General features: G+C 62.7%; 19 protein-coding genes. 9 read left to right on the forward strand and 10 right to left on the reverse strand.

Annotated elements, in window-relative coordinates; genetic code table 11:
- Positions 1-9 precede the first annotated feature (9 nt).
- The 4 genes from ACODR6_RS07290 to ACODR6_RS07305 form a co-directional block, all read right to left on the reverse strand.
- Positions 10-3162 carry an efflux RND transporter permease subunit gene (locus ACODR6_RS07290; RefSeq protein ID WP_489021874.1) on the reverse strand — a complete coding sequence of 1051 codons (3153 nt, stop codon included), beginning with the start codon at positions 3160-3162 and terminating at the stop codon, positions 10-12.
- 40 nt (positions 3163-3202) lie between these two features.
- Positions 3203-4405 carry an efflux RND transporter periplasmic adaptor subunit gene (locus tag ACODR6_RS07295; protein ID WP_489021876.1) on the reverse strand — a complete coding sequence of 401 codons (1203 nt, stop codon included), beginning with the start codon at positions 4403-4405 and terminating at the stop codon, positions 3203-3205.
- 157 nt (positions 4406-4562) lie between these two features.
- Positions 4563-5123 carry a DedA family protein gene (locus tag ACODR6_RS07300; RefSeq protein ID WP_489021878.1) on the reverse strand — a complete coding sequence of 187 codons (561 nt, stop codon included), beginning with the start codon at positions 5121-5123 and terminating at the stop codon, positions 4563-4565.
- 15 nt (positions 5124-5138) lie between these two features.
- The gene (locus tag ACODR6_RS07305) at positions 5139-6269 is read right to left on the reverse strand and encodes a calcium:cation antiporter (RefSeq protein ID WP_112711137.1); all 1131 of its coding nucleotides are present in this window, start codon (positions 6267-6269) and stop codon (positions 5139-5141) included.
- 244 nt (positions 6270-6513) lie between these two features.
- Here ACODR6_RS07305 and ACODR6_RS07310 point away from each other — a divergent pair, with 244 nt between their 5' ends.
- A complete protein-coding gene (locus ACODR6_RS07310; protein WP_203430617.1) occupies positions 6514-6741 on the forward strand; it encodes a helix-turn-helix domain-containing protein in 228 nt (75 codons plus the stop codon).
- A 15-nt stretch (positions 6742-6756) separates the two neighbouring features.
- On the opposite strand, the gene hutC is transcribed toward ACODR6_RS07310, so the two are convergent.
- Positions 6757-7512: a histidine utilization transcriptional repressor HutC gene (gene hutC, locus ACODR6_RS07315; protein WP_112711135.1), complete on the reverse strand. Its 756-nt coding sequence runs from the start codon at positions 7510-7512 to the stop codon at positions 6757-6759.
- 175 nt (positions 7513-7687) lie between these two features.
- Between hutC and ACODR6_RS07320 the strand changes: the two genes are divergently transcribed.
- The 6 genes from ACODR6_RS07320 (at position 7688) to solA (ending at position 13486) form a co-directional block, all read left to right on the forward strand.
- Positions 7688-8527 carry a transporter substrate-binding domain-containing protein gene (locus ACODR6_RS07320; RefSeq protein WP_112711134.1) on the forward strand — a complete coding sequence of 280 codons (840 nt, stop codon included), beginning with the start codon at positions 7688-7690 and terminating at the stop codon, positions 8525-8527.
- 95 nt (positions 8528-8622) lie between these two features.
- A complete protein-coding gene (locus ACODR6_RS07325; protein WP_112711133.1) occupies positions 8623-9348 on the forward strand; it encodes an ABC transporter permease in 726 nt (241 codons plus the stop codon).
- Positions 9348-10052, forward strand: a complete 705-nt coding sequence (locus tag ACODR6_RS07330) for an ABC transporter permease (protein ID WP_112711132.1) — start codon at positions 9348-9350, stop codon at positions 10050-10052. The genes ACODR6_RS07325 and ACODR6_RS07330 overlap by 1 nt, the downstream gene beginning before the upstream one ends.
- 13 nt (positions 10053-10065) lie before the next feature.
- Positions 10066-10842 carry an ABC transporter ATP-binding protein gene (locus ACODR6_RS07335; RefSeq protein WP_489021883.1) on the forward strand — a complete coding sequence of 259 codons (777 nt, stop codon included), beginning with the start codon at positions 10066-10068 and terminating at the stop codon, positions 10840-10842.
- Positions 10839-12326 (forward strand): HAL/PAL/TAL family ammonia-lyase, encoded by a 1488-nt coding sequence (locus tag ACODR6_RS07340; protein WP_489021885.1) that lies wholly within the window; start codon positions 10839-10841, stop codon positions 12324-12326. The genes ACODR6_RS07335 and ACODR6_RS07340 overlap by 4 nt, the downstream gene beginning before the upstream one ends.
- 17 nt (positions 12327-12343) lie before the next feature.
- A complete protein-coding gene (gene solA / locus ACODR6_RS07345; RefSeq protein WP_489021887.1) occupies positions 12344-13486 on the forward strand; it encodes an N-methyl-L-tryptophan oxidase in 1143 nt (380 codons plus the stop codon).
- A 34-nt stretch (positions 13487-13520) separates the two neighbouring features.
- Here solA and ACODR6_RS07350 read toward each other — a convergent pair whose 3' ends face one another.
- A complete protein-coding gene (locus ACODR6_RS07350; RefSeq protein ID WP_413712373.1) occupies positions 13521-14081 on the reverse strand; it encodes a DUF308 domain-containing protein in 561 nt (186 codons plus the stop codon).
- Between the two features lie 126 nt (positions 14082-14207).
- On the opposite strand from ACODR6_RS07350, the gene ACODR6_RS07355 reads away from it, so the two are divergent.
- Complete coding sequence (locus ACODR6_RS07355) at positions 14208-14786, forward strand: TetR/AcrR family transcriptional regulator (RefSeq protein ID WP_489021889.1); 579 nt, start codon at positions 14208-14210, stop codon at positions 14784-14786.
- 63 nt (positions 14787-14849) lie between these two features.
- Here ACODR6_RS07355 and yghU read toward each other — a convergent pair whose 3' ends face one another.
- The 4 genes from yghU to ACODR6_RS07375 all read right to left on the reverse strand — a co-directional run bounded on the left by yghU (position 14850) and on the right by ACODR6_RS07375 (position 18087).
- Positions 14850-15743 carry a glutathione-dependent disulfide-bond oxidoreductase gene (yghU, locus tag ACODR6_RS07360; protein WP_489021891.1) on the reverse strand — a complete coding sequence of 298 codons (894 nt, stop codon included), beginning with the start codon at positions 15741-15743 and terminating at the stop codon, positions 14850-14852.
- 59 nt (positions 15744-15802) lie between these two features.
- Complete coding sequence (locus tag ACODR6_RS07365; protein ID WP_489021893.1) at positions 15803-16465, reverse strand: HAD-IA family hydrolase; 663 nt, start codon at positions 16463-16465, stop codon at positions 15803-15805.
- A 37-nt stretch (positions 16466-16502) separates the two neighbouring features.
- The gene (locus ACODR6_RS07370; protein WP_489021895.1) at positions 16503-17285 is read right to left on the reverse strand and encodes a pyrroline-5-carboxylate reductase; all 783 of its coding nucleotides are present in this window, start codon (positions 17283-17285) and stop codon (positions 16503-16505) included.
- A gap of 112 nt (positions 17286-17397) precedes the next feature.
- Entirely contained in the window at positions 17398-18087 is a 690-nt protein-coding gene (locus ACODR6_RS07375) for a FadR/GntR family transcriptional regulator (protein ID WP_112711123.1), read from the reverse strand.
- A gap of 165 nt (positions 18088-18252) precedes the next feature.
- Between ACODR6_RS07375 and ACODR6_RS07380 the strand changes: the two genes are divergently transcribed.
- The gene (locus ACODR6_RS07380) at positions 18253-19047 is read left to right on the forward strand and encodes a transporter substrate-binding domain-containing protein (RefSeq protein WP_203430623.1); all 795 of its coding nucleotides are present in this window, start codon (positions 18253-18255) and stop codon (positions 19045-19047) included.
- The last annotated feature ends 62 nt before the right edge of the window (positions 19048-19109 follow it).

Raw genomic sequence — 19109 nt, forward strand, 5'->3', positions numbered from 1 at the left:
GGCCGGTAATCACTCTGCTGCCTGAGGCGCCGGGTTTGCCCGGCGCTTTCTGTATTCCTCGAACCGTTGCAGCACGACATAGAATGACGGCACGAAGAGGACGGCGAGGCAGGTCGAAGCGATCATGCCGCTGAAGACCGATATGCCGATCGACTTGCGGGCCGAAGCGCCGGCGCCGCTTGCCAGCACCAGCGGCACGACGCCGAGGATGAAGGCGAAGGATGTCATCAGGATCGGGCGGAAGCGCAGGCGGGCGGCCTCCACGGCAGCTTCCAGGATTTCCATGCCCTCCGCCCGCTTCTCGCGCGCATACTCGACGATGAGAATCGCATTCTTCGAGGCGAGCGCGATCAGCAGGATGAGGCCGATCTGGGTGTAGAGGTTGTTGGCGACGCCGGCAGCACTCAAGGCCCCGACGGTGCCGAGCAGCGCCAGCGGCACGGCAAGCAGGACGGCGAGCGGCAGGATCCAGCTTTCATATTGCCCGGCGAGCACGAAATAGACGAGCAGCATGGCGAGCCCGAAGACGAAATAGATCTGCGTGCCGACGGCCTTCTCCTGATAGGAGAGCGCCGTCCATTCGAAACCCGCTCCCGGCGGCAGGGTGCGATCGGCAATCTGTTCCATGACGTCGAGTGCCTGGCCGGAGCTGAAGCCAGCTGCAGAGCCGCCGACGATCGTTGCTGTCGGGTAGAGATTGTAGAGGCTGATCAGCGAGGGCCCCTGGACGCTCTTCACGTCGACGACGGTGCCGAGCGGCACCATCGTGCCGTCCCCGGCCTTGACGCTGAGATTGCGGATATCCTCTGGACGAATGCGGAATTCGGGCGCGGCCTGCGCGTAGACCTGGAAGGTGCGCCCGAACTTGTTGAACTGGGTGATGTAGCTCGAGCCGACATAGCCTGAGAGCGCCGAGAAAACCTGGCCGGTGGTGATCCCGAGCGTTTCCGCCTTGATGCGGTCGACCGAGACCGAAAGCTGCGGCACGCCGGCGCGAAACGAGGTGCTGAGCCGCTGCAGTGAGGATTGCGCATTGCCGTTCTTGACGATCGCATCGGCTGTGGCCTGCAGCAGTGGAAAGTCGAAATTGCCGTTGCGGATCTCGACCTGCATGGTGAAGCCATTGGCATTGCCGATGCCCTGGATCGGCGGCGGCACGACGACCAGCGTCTTCGCCTTCAGGACATCGGACAGCGCGCCGTTCAGGTGTTCGTAGATCGAGAAAAGGTCCTGGCCCTTTTCCTTGCCCCTGACATCCCAATCCTTGAGGACGACATAGGCCACACCGGCATTCGGCAGGCTGGCGCTGTTGTCGAGAATGGAGATGCCGCTGATAGTCAGCACCTGATCGACGCCCGGCGTCTGCTGCGCGATCTTGCCGACCTCGGCCATCACTTCGTCGGTGCGCTCCTTCGAGGCGCCATCGGGCAGCTGCGCGCTGATCAGCACGTAACCCTGGTCCTCAAGCGGCAGGAAAGCCGTCGGCAGCCGGGTGAGGCCCCAGATGGCGACGCCCATCAGGACGAGGGCGGCGAGAACGGCAAGGCCGCTGCGATGGACCATGCCGCCGATCAGCCGGGTATAGCCGTGTTCGGCCTTGTCATAGACCTTGTTGAAGCCGCGATAGAAGACATTGCGCTTTTCCGGCGGCACCGGCGGGCGCAGCCAGAGGGCGCACTGGGTCGGCTTCAGCGTCATGGCGTTGATGGCGCTGATCAGCGCCGTGGCGGCGATGACGAGGGCGAACTGCTTGTAGAGCTGACCGGTAAGGCCCGGAAGGAAGGCCGCGGGAATGAAGACCGCCATCAGCACCAGCGTGATGCCGATGACCGGGCCGAACAGCTCGTCCATCGCCTTCTCGGCTGCCTTCCGGCCGGACATGCCCTGCTCGATATGGCGCGCGACGCCCTCGACGATGACAATCGCGTCGTCGACGACGATGCCGATGGCCAGCACGATGGCGAAGAGGGTGGAGAGATTGACCGTGAAGCCGAGTGCAGCCATCGCCGCGAAGGCGCCGATGATGGTGACCGGAACCGTCGTCGCCGGAACCAGCATCGCCCGCCAGTCCTGCAGGAAGACGAGGATGACGATCAGCACGAGCACGCCGGCCTCGATCAGAGTCACATAGACTTCGTCGATTGAGGCGGTCACGAATTTCGTGGTGTCGAACGGGACGTCATAGGCAAGGCCCGGCGGAAAGCTCTTCGCGAGCTCGGCCATTTTGGCCGCGACGTCCTTGGCGACGGTGATCGCATTGGCTTCCGGCAGCTGAAAAACGCCGATGCCGGCGGCCGGCCGGCCGTTCTGCATGAAGGACTGGCTGTAGGTCTGGGCACCGAGCTCGACCCGGCCGATGTCGCGGACGCGGGTGATCCGCCCGCCATTCTGGTCGTCGACCTTGACGATGATGTTTTCGTAATCGGCGGCCTCGTTCAGCCGTCCGTTGACGTTCAATGTATATTGGAAATCCTGCCCCGCGGGCACCGGCGGAATGCCGATCTGGCCAGCCGTCACTTCCTGGCTCTGCTGCTGCACGACATTGATCACGTCTTGCGGCGTCATCCCCCGCGCTTTCAGGAGCTCGGGATTCATCCAAATGCGCATCGCATACTGGCCGGCGCCGAACACCGAGACATTGCCGACGCCGGGCAGGCGGGCGAGTTCGTTCTGCAGGTTGATGACGGCGTAGTTGGACAGGAACAGGCTGTCGTAACGGCTGTCAGGGGAGGTGAGGCTGACGAATTCGAGGATCGAGGTCGATTTCTTCTGCGTCGTGACGCCCTGCAGCTGAACGGCGTCGGGCAGCGATGACATGGCGATCGCCACGCGGTTCTGCACCAGAACCTGCGCCTGATCCGGATCGGTGCCGATGGCGAAGGTCACCGTCAGCGAGTAAGTGCCGTCGCTGGCGCTGGTCGACTGCATGTAGAGCATGTTCTGGACGCCGTTGACCTGCTGCTCGATCGGCAGCGCCACCGTATCGACCAACGTCTTGGCGCTGGCACCCGGATAGCGGGTCGTCACCTGCACGGTTGGCGGCACGACATTCGGATACTGCGCGACCGGTAGCTGGAAGAGCGCCACGGCGCCGATCAGCACGAAGACCAGCGCCAGGACATTGGCGAGGACCGGCCGCTCGATGAAGAAGCGAGAGATCATGCGCGCCTCCCGGGAATATCAGCCGAAGGAGGGCGGGGGCTCATTGGGCACCGGCCTGGGGCGCCGCTGCCCCGGAGGCGTCAGCCGTTGCCGGTATCTCCATCGTCGCCTTCTCGGGCGCCACCTTGTTGCCTGGAACGGCCTGCTGGAAACCCTCGGTGACGACCCAATCCTCGGCACTGAGCCCGGATTCGATGACGCGCAGGCGTCCCTCGCTTTGGCCTGTTTTGACGGGCCGCTGCTCGACGGTATCGTCCTTGCCGACGACGAGCACGTAGTTGCCCTGCTGGTTGATGCCGATCGCGTCGTCGCGCACCAGAAGCGCCTTGTCCTCATGCCCGACAGGTACGCGCACGCGCACGAACAGCCCGGGCAGCAGCGCCCGATCCTTGTTCTCGACGACGCCGCGAACGGCCAGTGTCCCGGTCGAGGCGTCAACCTGTGGGGCGGCATAATCGAGATGGCCCTTGAAGGGATAATCGGTCTCGCCCTGCAGGCCCATTTCGATCGGGATGTTGGGAAGATCTGTCTGCTTGAAGGTGTGGCCCTGCGCCGCAAGCTCGCGCTTGATCATCAGCACCTGGCTCTCGCTGACATTGAAATTGGCATAGAGCGGATCGAGCTGGACGATGGTCGCGAGCGTCGTCGGCCCGGAGACGCCGACCAGCGTGCCGATCTCGACGAGATGCGCGGTGACCGTGCCGTCGAACGGAGCGGTGACGGTCGTGTAGCCGAGATTGATCTTTGCCAGTTCGAGGCTCGCCTGGGCGTTCAGGATGGTGGCATTCGCCTGGTCGAGCGTTGCCTTGGCGTTGTCCAGCGCTGTCTGCGTGCCGACTTTCTGAGCGCTCAGATTGACCTGGCGCGTATATTCCTGATTGGCGCCGACCTGTGCGGCCTGGGCCGAGGTCAGCGTCGCCTGCGCCTGATCGAGCTGCGCCTGATAGGTGTTGCTCTGGATGCCGAAGAGCTTGTCGCCGGCTTTGACAGCCGTGCCGTCGCGATAGTCGATCGTTTCGACGAAGCCCTGGACACGCGCCTCGATATCGACCGATTTGAAGGCGGCGGTATTGCCGGTCAGCTCGAAATATTTGGTGACGTTCTGCTGCAGCGGCTGCGCCATGCGCACCTTGGCGGGCGGTGGCTCGACATAGGTGTTGCCGTTGCCGTCACAGGCGGTAAGCCCGGCCGCACACAGGAGCGCGGCAAGCAGATGAAAACCCTGAGACCCTCCCTCACGCACCCTGTCACCTCATAATCTACGAGCTGCAGTCCCTATGCGCGTCCCCGGCAACCTAAGGGTTGCAAGGTTCAAAGCTATCACAATATGAAGCCGTATTTTTCAGAATTGCAATAGCCCGCTATCGATCCTGCTAACATGGCGGGCTAAGGCGAATGGGCTAGGCGGCGCGAAACCTCCGATAGGTGAATGCGCCGCCGATCAGCAGGGCCGCCACTGCCACGATGGCAACGAGAACGTGCCGGTGCAGCGGCAGGTGGCCGAAGATCTGCTCGATGCCCTGTCCGAATAGATAACCGATGGCGGTGAACAGCGTCCCCCAGATGACGGCGGCGACCGCGTTGACGGCCATGAAGGTCGCGGTCGGGACATTCGACATGCCGATCGCAACCGGGCTGATCGTGCGCAGGCCATAGACGAAGCGGAAGGCGAAGATGAAGCCGGCGGGATAGCGCTCGAGAAGCCTGTTGGCGCGCTGGAAGGCCGGTTGGTCGACGAGCTTGCGGATGCGCGACCAGCGCCGCGCGTGGCGGCCGGTGAAGAAGAACAGCTGGTCGGCGATGAAGGACCCGGCGGCCGCGGCTGCTGCCGCTTCCCAATAGGTCATCAGGTGGCGATGGGCGAAGACGCCGCCGAGAATGACCATGGTTTCTCCCTCGATGCCGGCGCCGAGAAAGACCGCCAGCAGGCCGTATTTCGCAATCAGAAGCTCAAGGGTCATGGTCGCTGGCTCCGGTCACGGCTGGAAGATCAGCAGTACATAGGCAAGGAAAAGCACCAGATGAACGGCGCCCTGCATCATATGCGTGCGGCCGCTGGCGAAGGTGATCATGCTGACGGCCAATGTCAAAGTCAGCATCACCAGATCGGTGCCTTCCAGGCCAAGCCTGATCGGATGGCTGGAAATATGGGCGACCAGCAGCATGGCCGGTACCGTCAGGCCGATGGTCGAGAGCACTGAGCCCAGGAAGATGTTGACCGAGCGCTGCAGGTTGTTGGCGATCGAGGCGCGAACGGCGCTCAGCGCCTCGGGCGTTGCGACAAGCACGGCCATGATGATGCCGCCGATGGCTGCGGGCGCATGCACCGTCTCGATAATGTAGTCGATCGGCCGGGCCAGCTGTTCGACCAGGAAAACGACGGGCACCATATAGGCGAAGAGCAGCAGGGCATGGAGCAAGATCGCGCCCTTCCGGAGAGGCGCGCGATGCTTCGGCTGCCCCGCTTCGCCCTCTTCGCTGAAATAGCGGTGGTGGCGGCCTGCCTGCAGCATCAGGAAGATGCTGTAGAGGCCGACCGAAATGACCACCAGGATCATTTGCCGCGGTGTCGAGGCCTGGCTGCCGTCGGCATGGATAAAGCTCGGCAGGATGAGGCTGAGTGCTGCCAGCGGCACGATGAGGCCGAGATAGGCATTGGCGCCCTGCATGTTGTGCTGCTGCTCCGGCCGCCGCCAGCCGCCGACCAGCAGAGATAGCCCGACCATGCCGTTCAGGATGATCATGACGACGGCAAAGAGCGTATCGCGGGCAAGCGTCGGGTTGTTGGCGCCGTGGATCATCACCGCGGAAATCGCCATGACCTCGATCGAGGTGATCGCCAGCGTCAGGATCAGCGTGCCATAGGGTTCGCCAAGCTGTTCGGCGAGATGATCGGCATGGCGGACGACCGAAAGCGCCGAGCCGAGCACGGCGGCGAAGATCCAGAGAAAGATGACGGCAAACCAGGCCGGGTTGGTCAAATGGTCGAACAGTGCGTCTTCGAAGAGCAGGATGATGGCGCTGGTGACGAGCCCGATGCCCAGAAACCATTCCTCGCGCACGAGCCGCGCGATGCCGAAAGAGGGGACGGCCAGACTGTTGGTCATGACGACGGCAGCCCTGTTGGAAGATCCCGCCGCCGAATATGCATCAACGCCATCGCATCCCCCAACTCTTCGGCGGCTCCTCCCGCCGGCAGGAGCGTACACGTCTTTGCGATCTTCGGCGAGGGGGCGTGCCGAAGAGGGACAGTCCGGCATCCAGACCGGTCATGTTCTTGCGACCGGCGCCAGCGCTTGGGAACCGCAGGCCATCGTCCGCGTTTCTCCGCAGCCGACAGGAGATCCATCAATGAACATGGCCGCCAATATCAGCGAATTTAAGAGTGTAACAGGTGTCCCGGTGCTGCTCGCCGAGGCCCGCCGCAGCAAGGGCTATTCCCTAGACGACATGGCCGAAACATCCGGTCTGACGGTCAGCGAGATCGTGGCGCTGGAAAGCGGCAAGGATCAGGACCGGCAGCATATTCGCCGCATGGGCTCAGCACTCGGACTGCCGCTGGCCGCTCTCGGCATTTGAATGTTCCATATACAACTAGCCGGTCGGCAGGATGCCGCTGCGGCTTTCCAGGCGGTAGCGATGACCGGGATAGACGATGCGGGCCGTCGATACGACTCGCCGGCCCGACCATGTGCGGCGCCGGATCGTCAGGCACGGTTCGGTCTTCAGGATCATCAGCAGCTTGCATTCCCAGGGAAGCGGAACTGTCGCTTCGACGACATGTTCGGACCCGCTCAAGGGCGCGATCGCCGATAGATAGGCGTTCGGCGTGATCACCGAAAAATCCTGATCCAGATAGTCGGGCGCGACCTCGGGATGAACGTAGCGATCCTCGATCTGGACCGGCACGCCGTCCTCGCTGTGGACGATCAGCGAGTGGAAAACCGCCGAGCCGATCTCCAGCCCGAGCGCATCGGCGACATCAGGCGAAGCGGAGGCCTTGGCCAGGGAAACCACTGTCGCCTCGTGCAAATGGCCGCGTTCGGCGATCTCTTCGGCGATGTTGCGGACTTCGAAAAGCGCCGATACGCCTTTGCGCTCGGCAACGAACGAGCCGACACCCTGGATGCGGATCAGCTCGCCTTCGTTGGCAAGCTCGCGTAGCGCCCGGTTGGCCGTCATCTTGCTTACGCCGAGTTCCAGTACCAGCTCGTTTTCCGAGGGTACGCGATATTTCGGCGGCCATTCTCCACTATGGATTCTGTCCAGAATGATCTGTTTGACGCCTGCGTAGAGCGGCGTAGCGTCATTGGCTGCCAGCTCTTTTTTCATCTCGCCGCTGCGTTTCATTGCCTAATCCCCGGGCACGATGATCAATCGCCAAAAATCTAAACTTAATTCTTGCATAACACAAATTTTTTCATATGGTACCATATACAACTTCCGCTGCTGACGCTGACGGAGGCAAGCCGGCGAAGATCGGTGGGTGACGACAAGTCAAAGCGAGCTTCAGAGGAGTAACACAATGAAATTCCATCATACCATTCTTGCGGGTGCGGCCATCGCGGCAGCGCTCTCCGCTCCGGTCATGGCAAAGGACTGGAAGACGGCGACCATTACGCTTGAGGGCGCTTACGCCCCCTGGAACATGACCAATGCAGACGGCACGCTCGGCGGCTTCGAGCCGGAGCTTGCCAAGGTGCTCTGCGAACGCGCCAAGATCGAGTGCAAGCTGGTCGCTTCCGACTGGGACGGCATGATCCCGGCGCTGAACGCCGGCAAGTTCGACGTGATCATGGATGCGCTGTCGATCACCGACGAGCGCAAGAAGATCATTGATTTCACCGTTCCCTATGCTGCGACGCCCGCAGCCTTCGCAACGGCCAAGGACAGCCCCCTTGCCAATGCGGCCGGAACCGGCGCCGTGATCAAGATGACGCCCGGCCAGACCGGCGTGAAGGAAATCGAAGCCCTCAAGGAAGCCTTCAAGGGCAAGACGATCGGCATCCAGGCGGCAACCGTCTATGCCAAGTTCGTCTATGACAATTTCGGTTCGATCGCCGAAGTCCGTGAATACAAGACCGGCGCCGACCGCGATCTCGACCTGCAGAACGGCCGTATCGACCTCGGTTTCGACGACGCCGTCTACTTCAACAACGCCTTTGCATCCGCAAACGATACGCTGGCCTTCACCGGCCCCGAGATCGCCGGCTCCATCTGGGGCGAAGGCGAAGGACTTGGCGTGCGCAAGGAAGATACCGACCTGCGCGACAAGCTCAGCGAAGCCATCAAGTCGGCGCTTGCCGACGGCACCGTCAAGAACCTCTCGATGAAGTGGTTCAAGGTCGACGTCAGCCCGCAATGATCGCCGGCGGCTGACGCCGCCGCTACGCGGCCTCCGGCGCAAGCCGGAGGTCATCATTGCTGTCTTGCTGCCGTAACGGACGGGGGATCGGACCTATGGCAACCCTGGGACTCCTGGGCTTTGGTGAAAATGGATGGGGCGCGCTGCTCCTCGTCGCGACGCTGATGACACTCGCCGTCACCGCGACGGCGCTATTGATCGGGGCCGTGCTCGGCACGATCATCGCCTCGGCGAAATTGTCCGGCAATTTCCTGCTGGTCACCATCGGCAACATCTATACGACCGTCTTTCGCGGTGTTCCCGAGCTTCTGATCATCTACCTGATTTATTTCGGCGGCTCGTCGGCGGTGACCGCGATCGGCCGATCGCTGGGCTATGAGGGCTTTCTCGGCCTGCCGTCCTTTGCGGCCGGTGCGCTTGCCGTCGGTATCATTTCCGGCGCCTATCAGGCCGAGGTCTATCGCGGCGCATATCTGGCGATCTCCAAGGGAGAGCTCGAGGCCGCCTCGGCAATCGGCATGCATCGCATGATGCGGCTTCGCCGGATCATCATGCCGCAGGTTCTGCGCTTTGCCATTCCTGGGCTCGGCAATGTCTGGCAGCTGAGCCTGAAGGACTCGGCGCTGATTTCGGTGACCGGTCTTGCGGAGCTGATGCGCACCAGCCAGGTCGCCGCCGGCTCCACCCGCCAGTATTTCCTGTTCTTCATCGCCGGCGGCTTGCTTTACCTGCTGCTGACCAGCCTGTCCGACCGCATCTTCAACGGCGCCGAGCGGCGCGCCAACCGCAGCCTGGCGCCGGCTGCCATGGGGCAGGCGTGATGGATATCGAGTTTCTCACATCCACGATGGTCACGCTGCTGAAGGCCGTTCCGACGACCCTCATGCTGTTTTCACTGTCGATCTTCTTCGGCGGTCTGCTGGCCCTCGTCATCGTCTCCATGCGCGTCAGCGGCAATCCGATCCTTTCCGGTTTTGCCAAGGGCTACATCTTCGTGTTCCGCGGCTCGCCGCTGCTGATCCAGATGTTCCTGGTGTTCTACGGGCTGGGTCAGTTCGGCTTCATCCGCTATTCCTTCCTTTGGCCGTTCCTGCGCGAGCCGGTCGTCTGCGCGGTGCTGTCGCTGGCGCTCTGCACTGCCGGATATTCGGCGGAAATCTTCCGCAGCGGCATCCGCGCCGTCTCGCCCAAGGAGATCGAGGCGGCCCGCGCCATCGGCATGTCCGGCTTCCTGATGGTTCGCCGCATCATTGCGCCGATCGCCTTCCGCCACGCGCTGCCGGCCTATTCGACCGAGATCGTGCTGATGATGAAATCGACGGCGCTGGCGAGCCTTGTCACGGTCTGGGAAGTGACGGGCGTCGCACAGCGCCTGATCTCGCAGACTTATCGCACGATGGAGGTCTTCCTCTGCGCCGCGCTGATCTATCTCATCCTGAATTTCCTCATCCTGCAGGCCATGGCCCTGCTCGAATATTCGCTCTCCAAACACCGCCGCGCCGTTCCGCCGGCACTCAAGGCTTAAGGAGCAAATCACCATGCCCGGTGTGACCCGTCTTTCCGTTCGCAACATTCGCAAGAGCTTCGGCACGCATGAGGTTCTGCGCGGTATCTCACTGGAGGCGCAGGATGGCGATGTGATCTCGCTGCTCGGCGCTTCGGGATCCGGCAAGTCGACCTTCCTGCGCTGCATCAATCTTCTGGAGACCGCCAGCGATGGCGAGATCTGGGTGGATGGCGAGCAGATCCGCATGGTGCACAAGAATGGCCGCGCGCGTCCGGCGAGCCAGAAGCAGGTCGATCATATCCGCTCGGAACTCGGCATGGTGTTCCAGAGCTTCAATCTCTGGTCTCACATGACCATCCTGCAGAATGTCATCGAAGGACCGGTTCACGTTCTCAAGCGCCCCAGGCCGGAATGCATCGCCGAGGCCGAAGCGCTGCTGGAAAAGGTCGGCATCGCCGACAAGCGCCATGCCTACCCGGCGCATCTTTCGGGTGGCCAACAGCAGCGCGCCGCGATCGCCCGGGCGCTCGCCATGAAGCCGAAGGTCATGCTGTTCGACGAGCCGACCTCGGCGCTCGACCCGGAACTGGTCGGCGAAGTTCTCCGCGTCATGCGCGCGCTCGCCGAAGAGGGGATGACGATGCTCGTCGTCACCCATGAAATGAGCTTTGCCCGCAACGTTTCCAACCGTGTCGTTTTCATGCGTGAGGGGCTGGTGGAAAGCAGCGGTTCGCCGGATGAGATGTTCGGCAGCGGCGCAACGCCCGCTTTCCGCCAGTTCATCGGTCACTTCGGAACCGGTCAATGAGCATCGTCGTTGCAGACCGCCTTTCATGGCGGGACGTCGCCAGGGTCGGGGACGGGGAGACGCTGTCCGTCTCGAAGGAAGCCGCAGCGCGGCTTGCCAATGCCAGCGCCATCGTCGAAAGCATCGTTGCGGCGGGAACCCGCGCCTATGGCATCAATACCGGCGTCGGCGCGCTTTCCGATACGGTCGTCGACCGGCAATCGCAGAGCCGTTTGTCCAGAAACATCATCCTGAGCCACGCCTGCGGCGTTGGCCCGCTGCTGGCGCCACGCGAAGTCCGCGCCATCATCGCCGCGCAGATCGCCAATTTCTCGCATGGGCATTCGGGTGTCCGTCCGGAGATCGTCGCTACGCTGGCCGCGTTTCTTGAGCATGATTGCATCCCCGAAGTGCCCTCGAAGGGATCGGCGGGCTATCTCACCCACAATGCCCATACCGCGCTGGTGCTGATCGGCGAGGGCTATGCGACGATCAAGGGCGAGCGCAAAGCCGGACGCGAGGCGCTTGCCGCGATCGGGCTGCAGCCCCTGGTGCTGTGCGCCAAGGAAGGGCTGAGCCTTGTCAACGGAACGGCTTGTGCGACTGGCCTGCTCTCTGTCGCTCTCGGCCGCGCCGAGCGTCTGCTTTCCTGGGCCGATGCGGCGGCCGCTCTGACGCTCGAGGCCGTTGGCTGTCAGATGGCGGCTTTCGATGAGGCCGTCCTGGCGCTGCGGCCATCCAAGGGCATCGCCAAGGTCGGCGCTGGGCTGCGGGCTCGCCTCGCCGGTAGCGGCTTGATCGCCAAAGCCGCCGGTAAGCGCACGCAGGATGCACTCAGCCTGCGCGCCGTGCCGCATGCCCATGGCGCTGCCTGGGATGTCTTCGAGCAGACCGGCGCGGTCACCGATCGGGAACTGGCTTCGGTCACCGATAATCCCGCCGTCTCGGGGACGCCGGAAAATCCTGTCGTCTCTTCCGAGGCGCATGCGGTCGCTCCGGCTCTCGCTCTCGCGGCGGACAGCCTCGCAATCGCGCTCGCCCAGCTTTCGGCAATGAGCGAGCGCCGGACGGATCGCCTCGTCAATCCGCTGGTCAGCGGCCTGCCGGCCTTTCTCGCCAGCGACGCCGGGAGCCATTCCGGCTTCATGATCGCGCAATATACCGCGGCGGCGCTCAGCAACGAGAACCGCCGTCTGGCCGCCCCCGCCTCAACGGATGGCGGCATCACCTCGGCTCTGCAGGAGGATTTTCTGGCGCACCCGAACGCAGCGGCAAACAAGCTGCTGGCCATCATCGACAATGCCGAGCATATCCTGGCGATCGAGTTGATGGCGGCAGCCCAGGCACATGATTTCCTGACGGCGAACGGAACGCGCGCCAAGGGAACCGAGGCGATCCATTCGGCTATCCGCTCGGTGATTGCCCATTACGAAGATGAACGCCCGCTCGGCGCGGATATCGAGACACTGAAATCCCTGATCACCGCGCAGATGCCGGCGCAATAATGCGAGAGACGAGAGCGATGCCCGCAGAATTCGATGTTGCCATCATTGGCCTCGGCGCAATGGGCAGTGCTGCCGCGGCCTTCGCCGCCTCGCGCGGCGCCAAGGTGATCGGCATCGAGGCACATTATCCGGCGCATGCGCTAAGCTCTTCCCATGGCGACAGCCGCCTGATCCGGCTCGGCTATTTCGAGGACCCGTCCTATGTGCCGTTGCTGAAGCGCGCCTATGAGAACTGGCGGATGCTCGAGGCGCGGCTCAGGGAAGAGATCCTGACGGTGACGGGTGTTCTCCAGATCGGCCGTCCCGACAGCAAGATCGTCAGCGGAACGCTCGCCTCCTGCAAGATGCACGGCCTGACGCATGAGCTGCTCGACAAGCACGAAATGGCGCGGCGCTATCCGGCCTTCGCGCTCGATTATGACGAGATCGGCCTGCTCGATCCGCAGGGTGGCTATATCCGCCCGGAGGCGGCGATCATGGGCTTTCTCAAGCTTGCGGTTGGTGATGGCGCCGAACTGCATTTCGGCGAACGGGTCGAGGCCATTTCGCCGGATGCGGACGGCGTCACCGTCATCTCGGCCAATGGCCGCTACCACGCTAGAAAGGTGATCATCGCGACGGGAGCGTGGATTGCCGAGCTCGTTCCGGAACTCGTCTCGAAGGCGCAGCCGATCCGTCAGGTCGTCGCCTGGTATCAGCCGGAAGACGGCTTCATCGCCCAGCCGGGCCGGATGACCTGCTTCCTGCGCGACGACGGCGAGAACGGCTCCTTCTTCGGCTTCCCGGCGATCGGCGCCGACGGTGTGAAGATCGGCCGCCACGCGCATTTCCGCGAGCCGATCGACCCCACGCTGCCCAATCCGCCCGTCAACGGCGCCGATACCGAGCTGCTCGACACCTTCGCCCGAAAGCGCCTTCCCAAGGCCGCCTCGCATCGTATCCGCGCCACGACCTGCCGTTACACGATGCTGCCGAGCGAGGACTTCCTCATCGATTTCGCCCCCGGCAACCGCAACGTCGTGGTGTCCTCTGCCTGCTCCGGCCACGGCTTCAAATTCACCAGCGTCATCGGCGAAATCCTTTCGGACCTCGCCCTCGACGGCGGCACCAAACTGCCGACGTCGCTCTTCTCGTTCGAACGGCATTTTCCGAAGGGATGATGGTGCCGCGCTCCAGCCGGCACCATTATCAGCCTCAAGCGCTTGCCTTCTGCCGGTAGGCGGAAACGGTGAGCCAGATGGCCGAGACGAGGAAGTAGAAGGCGCCGAAGGCGGCGTAGGGGGCGATGTCGAGGATCGATGGCGGCATGGAGCCCAGCGACTTGCCGATCATGAATCCCCCCGCGAGCGCCGATTGGGCGCCGCTGAGGATCATCGCCCACTGGGCGCCGTAGGAACGCCAGCGGCGGACACCCGTATAAAGCTGCAGCAGGCCCGACAGGATCGCCCAAACGCCGAAGACGGCGAGGACCGCGTAGCTGTCCTTCATGACAGCGACGATGACGACGATGGTCATGATCGTGCTGGTCGCGACGTTCAGGCTCTGCGACCTGTTTGCCGCCAGGCCGCCATTGGCGCGGGCATCGATCAGATTGGCGAGTGCATCCCAGGCCGGATAGATGACGAGCAGCAAGGCGGCGATGGACGGCTGGCCTGCCGCCAGGATCGCTGCACCCACCCAGACAACCGAGAAAGCCGCACGGGCATAATAATAGGACCGCAGCCAGCTCGACTGCGCGGACGATTGAACTTGCATGATGAAATCCTTATGTTGATGTCTCCCTACTAATAGGTAGGCTGATTATGGATGTCAACACATCGTTTCGGCAGATGGGTGATGACAGCGTTGACTGGCCGTCCTACTAGCAGGTAGGTAATCGGGATGAACCAGATGACGACAGCAGACGCGATACTCGATCACGCGCAGAAACTTATCGTGGCAGGCGGCTATAACGGCTTCAGCTACGGCGATATTTCAGATGCCATCGGCATCCGCAGGGCGAGCATCCACCACCATTTCCCGACCAAGGCGCACCTGGTCTCGGTGCTCGTCGAGCGCTATGTCGGCCAGGCCCGCGAGGGGCTGCAATCGATCAAAACGCATGTCGACGATCCCGCAGCGCAGATCCGCGCCTATCTCGATTACTGGCAGCAATGCGTGACGGATGGTGCTCAGCCCTTCTGCGTCTGCGCCATGCTGGCGAGCGAAATGCAGATGCTGCCCGACGAAGTCGCGGCGCAGGTCCGCCGGCATTTCGCAAACCTCTCGGAATGGCTGGCTTCGGTGCTACAGTCCGGTGTCGAGAAGGGAACGTTCCGCCTCAAGGGGTCGCCGGAAGAAGAGGCGCAAATTCTGATGGCGGCGGTTCACGGCGCTTTGCTGTCGGCGCGCGCCTTTGCCGACCCGGATATTTTCCGCGCCATCATGCGCCCGCAGATGGAGCGGCTGCGCCCGGTATGATGCCGGCTGGAGAGGCCGTGGCATCTGCCACGTTCCTCTCCGGCCGGTTATCTCTTCAATTCGTCAGGACGAGATCTTGTCGGCGGTCTTGGTTTCGAAGTCGGAGGCGTCGTGGCGCTCGCGAAGCTGCTCTGAAGGCTCTCCGAAGACGCGGTTGACCATGCGGCCGCGCTTCACGGCAGGGCGGGCAGCGATTTCGGCAGTCCAGCGCTGCACGTTCTTGTAGCTCTCGACCTCGAGGAAGGTGCCGGCTTCGCCATAGGCCTTGCCCTGCGCAAGGTTGCCGTACCACGGCCAGATGGCGATATCGGCGATCGAGTATTCATCGCCCGACATGTAGCGGTGGGTGCCGAGATGCCGGTCGAGGACGTCGAGCTGGCGCTTGACCTCCATCGAGAAGCGGTCGATCGCATACTGAATGTGGATCGGCGCATAGGCATAGAAATGGCCGAAGCCGCCGCCGAGATAGGGCGCCGAGGCCATCTGCCAGAAGAGCCAGTTCATGGTCTCGGTATGGGCCTTGTGATCCTGCGGCAGGAAGGCGCCGAACTTGCGGGCGAGATAGAGCAGGATCGAGCCGCTTTCGAAGACGCGGGTCGGTTCGGCCGTCGAGCGGTCGAGAAGTGCCGGGATCTTGGAGTTCGGATTGACCTCGACAAAGCCGGAGCCGAACTGGTCGCCGTCACCGATCTTGATCAGCCATGCGTCATACTCGGCGCCCTTGTGGCCGGCCGCCAGCAGCTCTTCGAGCATGATGGTCACCTTGACGCCGTTCGGCGTTGCCAGCGAATAGAGCTGCAGCGGATGCTTGCCGACCGGAAGCTCCTTGTCATGGGTAGGACCGGCGATCGGCCGGTTGATGTTGGCAAACTGGCCGCCATTGCCCTTTTCCCACGTCCAGACCTTGGGAACCTGGTATCCGGCGGGAAAATTGTCGGCTGGATTCTTGTCGCTCATTCTCGCTATCCTCTTGATTTATCGGCACGGACCATAGCGCAGGCCGCCGCCGGGGGCAGTCATTTCTTTTGGACGATCGATATCAGGCCATCGCCGGCTATCGAAGGTTCGACGGACATATAGTCATTGATCGACGGATAATCAGGGAGGTGCAGATCGTGGCCGGCCGCCGTGATCACCATAACGGATGCGCCGGCCGCGGCACCCGCCTGAACGCCGGCTTCGACATCTTCGAAAACCAGGCATTGCGAGGCGGCGACGCCGACTTTCTCCGCGCCGAGAATATAGCCCTGCGGATTGGGCTTGCCGACCGAAACATCCTCGCTGGTCACCATATAGCGCGGCACGGTGAGGCCCGCAGCGGCAAGGCGGCGCAGAGCCAGCGCCTTGGTCGATGAGGTGACGATCGCCCAACGCTCCGGCGGCAGCGCTGCGAGGAAAGCGGCGGCACCCGGGATCGCGACGACGCCCTCGACATCCTCGATCTCGGCCTGCGTGATCTTCTCGGCTTCCGCCTCGGGATCAACACCCGGCAGGCCGAGCTGACGGATGGTGTCGACGCCGCGCTTTCCGTGCATCGTCGGAAGAAACTTCACCGGATCGAGCCCATGGCGCTCCGCCCATGCGCCCCAGACGCGCTCGGCGGCCGCCGTCGAGCTCAGGATCGTGCCATCCATATCGAACAGGAATGCCGCAAACTTCTTGCCGGGTTCGGGAAACATCTTGGCTCCTTGAATTGCGTAGAGGGTCCGGGGGATATCACCCGGTGATACGGCCGAGCACGCGATCGAGCGCCTGCGTCAGCGCCGCGGCTCCGCCCTTGTCCTTGAAGTCGCGCAGGACCTGCTCGTTCAGCCCGCCCGCGGTTGCGAATTCGCGGCTCATCTCCTGAAAGTCGACGTGGCTTCCGGCAAGTACAGCCGTTTCAGACAAGCCCGCAAAGAGTGGCGCGAGATAGGCGCGGCCTTTTTCGGCTGGCAGTCCCTTGGTCTCCAGCCATTCCGTCGTCTGCTGCATGATGCCGAAATAGGTTGCCATCAGCGCACTTGCTGCGGCAAGCAGATCATATTCCTGCTTGGTCTCGCATTCGACGGCATTTCCCATCAGGTTGAAGATCGCGGCCGTCCGCGGATCCGGCGGGTAGACGGCGGTTACGCCGCTGCGCCTGGCGACGAAGGGCAAGGGGATCGCCTGTGTCAGGCGCACATCAGCGCCAATCCAGTCCAGAAGCGCGGTGCGCCCTGTCGCGGCGATAACGCTGATGACCGTCTGGCCGTCCCGGAAGCGAAGCGGGCGCACGACTTCCTCGGCGACCTGTGGGCGGATGGCCAGCACGACGACATCGCAACTATCGACGATATCCTGATTGTCATCGCTGACACGCACAGCCGGAAAATCGGCAGCGAGCTTGGCCGAGATCGCCGTGCTGCGAGACGATACTACGGCTTGCACCGCGGCGGCAGGCTCGATCAGAAGACCGCGTACCATTGCGTCGGTGATGGCGCCTGTTCCAATAAAGCCGATGTTTTGCGGGAGGGACATGCTCGTATGCCGTTGTCAGATAACAGGAAATGTCGGCCGCCGAGGACCGGCAGCCGAGGTCGCGCCGGATGCTAGTGAGAAATCCCGGCTGAGACAACCGTATCCGCGTGCTTTACGGATTGAGACCGGCGCAGCGTGCAGTGTTGAGGACGTGGTTTTCCATTTCCTGGCGGGCGCGCACGGCGTCGTTGTCGCGCAGGGCCGCAATGATCCGCCGGTGTTCGGCGATCGAGGCCTTCATGCGGGCGGGCTCGGTGATCGGGATCGGCTGGCGCTGCGTCTCCGTCAGTTGCTCGCGGACCACCTGGTAGAGGGCGCGCATCATGGCGTTGCTGCAGGCCGATGCGATGATCGCGTGGAATTCGAGATCGGCCTCGACATTGGCGAGCAGATCCTGCTTCGCCCAGCAATCCTCCATTTGCTTGGTCGCCGCTTCCATCGCCTGCAGTTGGTTGCCGGTGAGGCGACCGGCGGCGAGCGCCGCGATATTGCCCTCGAGCATGATGCGGGTCTGGAAGACATCGAAGACCGAGTAGCTGTCGGAGTAGCGCCAGGGCGCCATGCCGCTGTTTGCGGCGCCGCCACGCTCGGCGACGAAGGTTCCCCGGCCGGCTTCCGTCTTGATGAGGCCGAGCGTTTCAAGCGTCAGCAGCGCCTCGCGTAGCGATGCGCGGCTGATGCCGAGCTTGGTGGAAAACTCGCGCTGGGAGGGGATCTTCTCGCCGGCGGCGAGCTCTCCGCTCTGGATCATGTCCTGTATCAGGCGTGCCGCCGATTGTGGTACCAATGTCCTGTTGAGCATTCTTTCCATTCTCTCGGCGTGTCGGGTGAGGCCACCCGGATTGTCCCAGCATTTAAATCCATCAGTCGCTTGCAAATGACAAGAGAGCGTGCTTGATTTGGCCTGACTGGTCAGACCGGTTAGACCAATAGCAAAAATGCGCAATACAAAACAAGGGGAACCTAAATGCGTCGTTTTTCGATTTTGAAGACTGCCCTGCTGTCGGGCGTTCTGGCATTTGCCGGAATGGCAGCCCATGCCGCGGATCTGTCCGTCGGCGCCAATATCGGCAACGTCCCGTGGGAGTTTCAGGACGAAACCGGCAAGACCGTCGGCTTCGAGGTTGATCTCGTCACCGAGGTCGCCAAGCGACTCAATAAGTCCGTCGAGTTCGTCAACATTCCGTTCAACGGTCTGTTCTCGGCCGTTCAGTCGGGCCGTATCAACATGGCGGTGTCGTCGATCACCATCACCGAGAAGCGCCTGGAATCGGTCAGCTTCGCCCAGCCCTATTATGATAGCGACCAGTCGCTGACGGTCATGGCCGCGAGCGGCATCAAGGACCTGAAGGGCATGAGCGGCAAAGTCGTCGGCGTCGATACCGGCTCGACCGGCGACATGTGGGCAACCAACAACACCGCCAAATACAGCCTCGGCGAAATCCGCCGCTTCGAGGGACTGCAGCCGGCGATGCTCGATCTCGCCGCCGGCCGTATCGACGGTTACATCAGCGATATCCCGGCGCTCCAGTATTACGTCAAGGACAAGCCGGAGATCAAAGTCGTCGAGCGCATTCCGACCGGCGAGAAGTATTCGATCATGTTCAACAAGGGCGACCCGCTCGCCAAGCAGGTCAACGACGTGATCACGACGCTGAAGGGCGAGGGCTTCATCGCCAAGCTGCATGAAACATGGTTCGGCGCCAAGGCCGAAGACACGACCTCGACCGTGAAGGTCGAAGACATGCCTGCCGCAAAATAAGGCCGGATGGTCAAGGATACGGATGACGGGTTCGCCGGTCATCCGCCCCGAAACGGCTGATC

It is taken from the genome of Rhizobium sp. FG96 (genome assembly GCF_057808655.1).

What these genes read in the sequence shown, in the direction of transcription:
- ACODR6_RS07290 (WP_489021874.1), bottom strand. Translation starts at nt 3,162, where the DNA reads ATGATCTCTCGCTTCTTCATCGAGCGGCCGGTCCTCGCCAATGTCCTG.
- ACODR6_RS07300 (WP_489021878.1), bottom strand. Translation starts at nt 5,123, where the DNA reads ATGACCCTTGAGCTTCTGATTGCGAAATACGGCCTGCTGGCGGTCTTT.
- ACODR6_RS07305 (WP_112711137.1), bottom strand. Translation starts at nt 6,269, where the DNA reads ATGACCAACAGTCTGGCCGTCCCCTCTTTCGGCATCGCGCGGCTCGTG.
- ACODR6_RS07310 (WP_203430617.1), top strand. Translation starts at nt 6,514, where the DNA reads ATGAACATGGCCGCCAATATCAGCGAATTTAAGAGTGTAACAGGTGTC.
- hutC (WP_112711135.1), bottom strand. Translation starts at nt 7,512, where the DNA reads ATGAAACGCAGCGGCGAGATGAAAAAAGAGCTGGCAGCCAATGACGCT.
- ACODR6_RS07320 (WP_112711134.1), top strand. Translation starts at nt 7,688, where the DNA reads ATGAAATTCCATCATACCATTCTTGCGGGTGCGGCCATCGCGGCAGCG.
- ACODR6_RS07325 (WP_112711133.1), top strand. Translation starts at nt 8,623, where the DNA reads ATGGCAACCCTGGGACTCCTGGGCTTTGGTGAAAATGGATGGGGCGCG.
- ACODR6_RS07330 (WP_112711132.1), top strand. Translation starts at nt 9,348, where the DNA reads ATGGATATCGAGTTTCTCACATCCACGATGGTCACGCTGCTGAAGGCC.
- ACODR6_RS07335 (WP_489021883.1), top strand. Translation starts at nt 10,066, where the DNA reads ATGCCCGGTGTGACCCGTCTTTCCGTTCGCAACATTCGCAAGAGCTTC.
- ACODR6_RS07340 (WP_489021885.1), top strand. Translation starts at nt 10,839, where the DNA reads ATGAGCATCGTCGTTGCAGACCGCCTTTCATGGCGGGACGTCGCCAGG.
- solA (WP_489021887.1), top strand. Translation starts at nt 12,344, where the DNA reads ATGCCCGCAGAATTCGATGTTGCCATCATTGGCCTCGGCGCAATGGGC.
- ACODR6_RS07350 (WP_413712373.1), bottom strand. Translation starts at nt 14,081, where the DNA reads ATGCAAGTTCAATCGTCCGCGCAGTCGAGCTGGCTGCGGTCCTATTAT.
- ACODR6_RS07355 (WP_489021889.1), top strand. Translation starts at nt 14,208, where the DNA reads ATGAACCAGATGACGACAGCAGACGCGATACTCGATCACGCGCAGAAA.
- yghU (WP_489021891.1), bottom strand. Translation starts at nt 15,743, where the DNA reads ATGAGCGACAAGAATCCAGCCGACAATTTTCCCGCCGGATACCAGGTT.
- ACODR6_RS07365 (WP_489021893.1), bottom strand. Translation starts at nt 16,465, where the DNA reads ATGTTTCCCGAACCCGGCAAGAAGTTTGCGGCATTCCTGTTCGATATG.
- ACODR6_RS07370 (WP_489021895.1), bottom strand. Translation starts at nt 17,285, where the DNA reads ATGTCCCTCCCGCAAAACATCGGCTTTATTGGAACAGGCGCCATCACC.
- ACODR6_RS07375 (WP_112711123.1), bottom strand. Translation starts at nt 18,087, where the DNA reads ATGCTCAACAGGACATTGGTACCACAATCGGCGGCACGCCTGATACAG.
- ACODR6_RS07380 (WP_203430623.1), top strand. Translation starts at nt 18,253, where the DNA reads ATGCGTCGTTTTTCGATTTTGAAGACTGCCCTGCTGTCGGGCGTTCTG.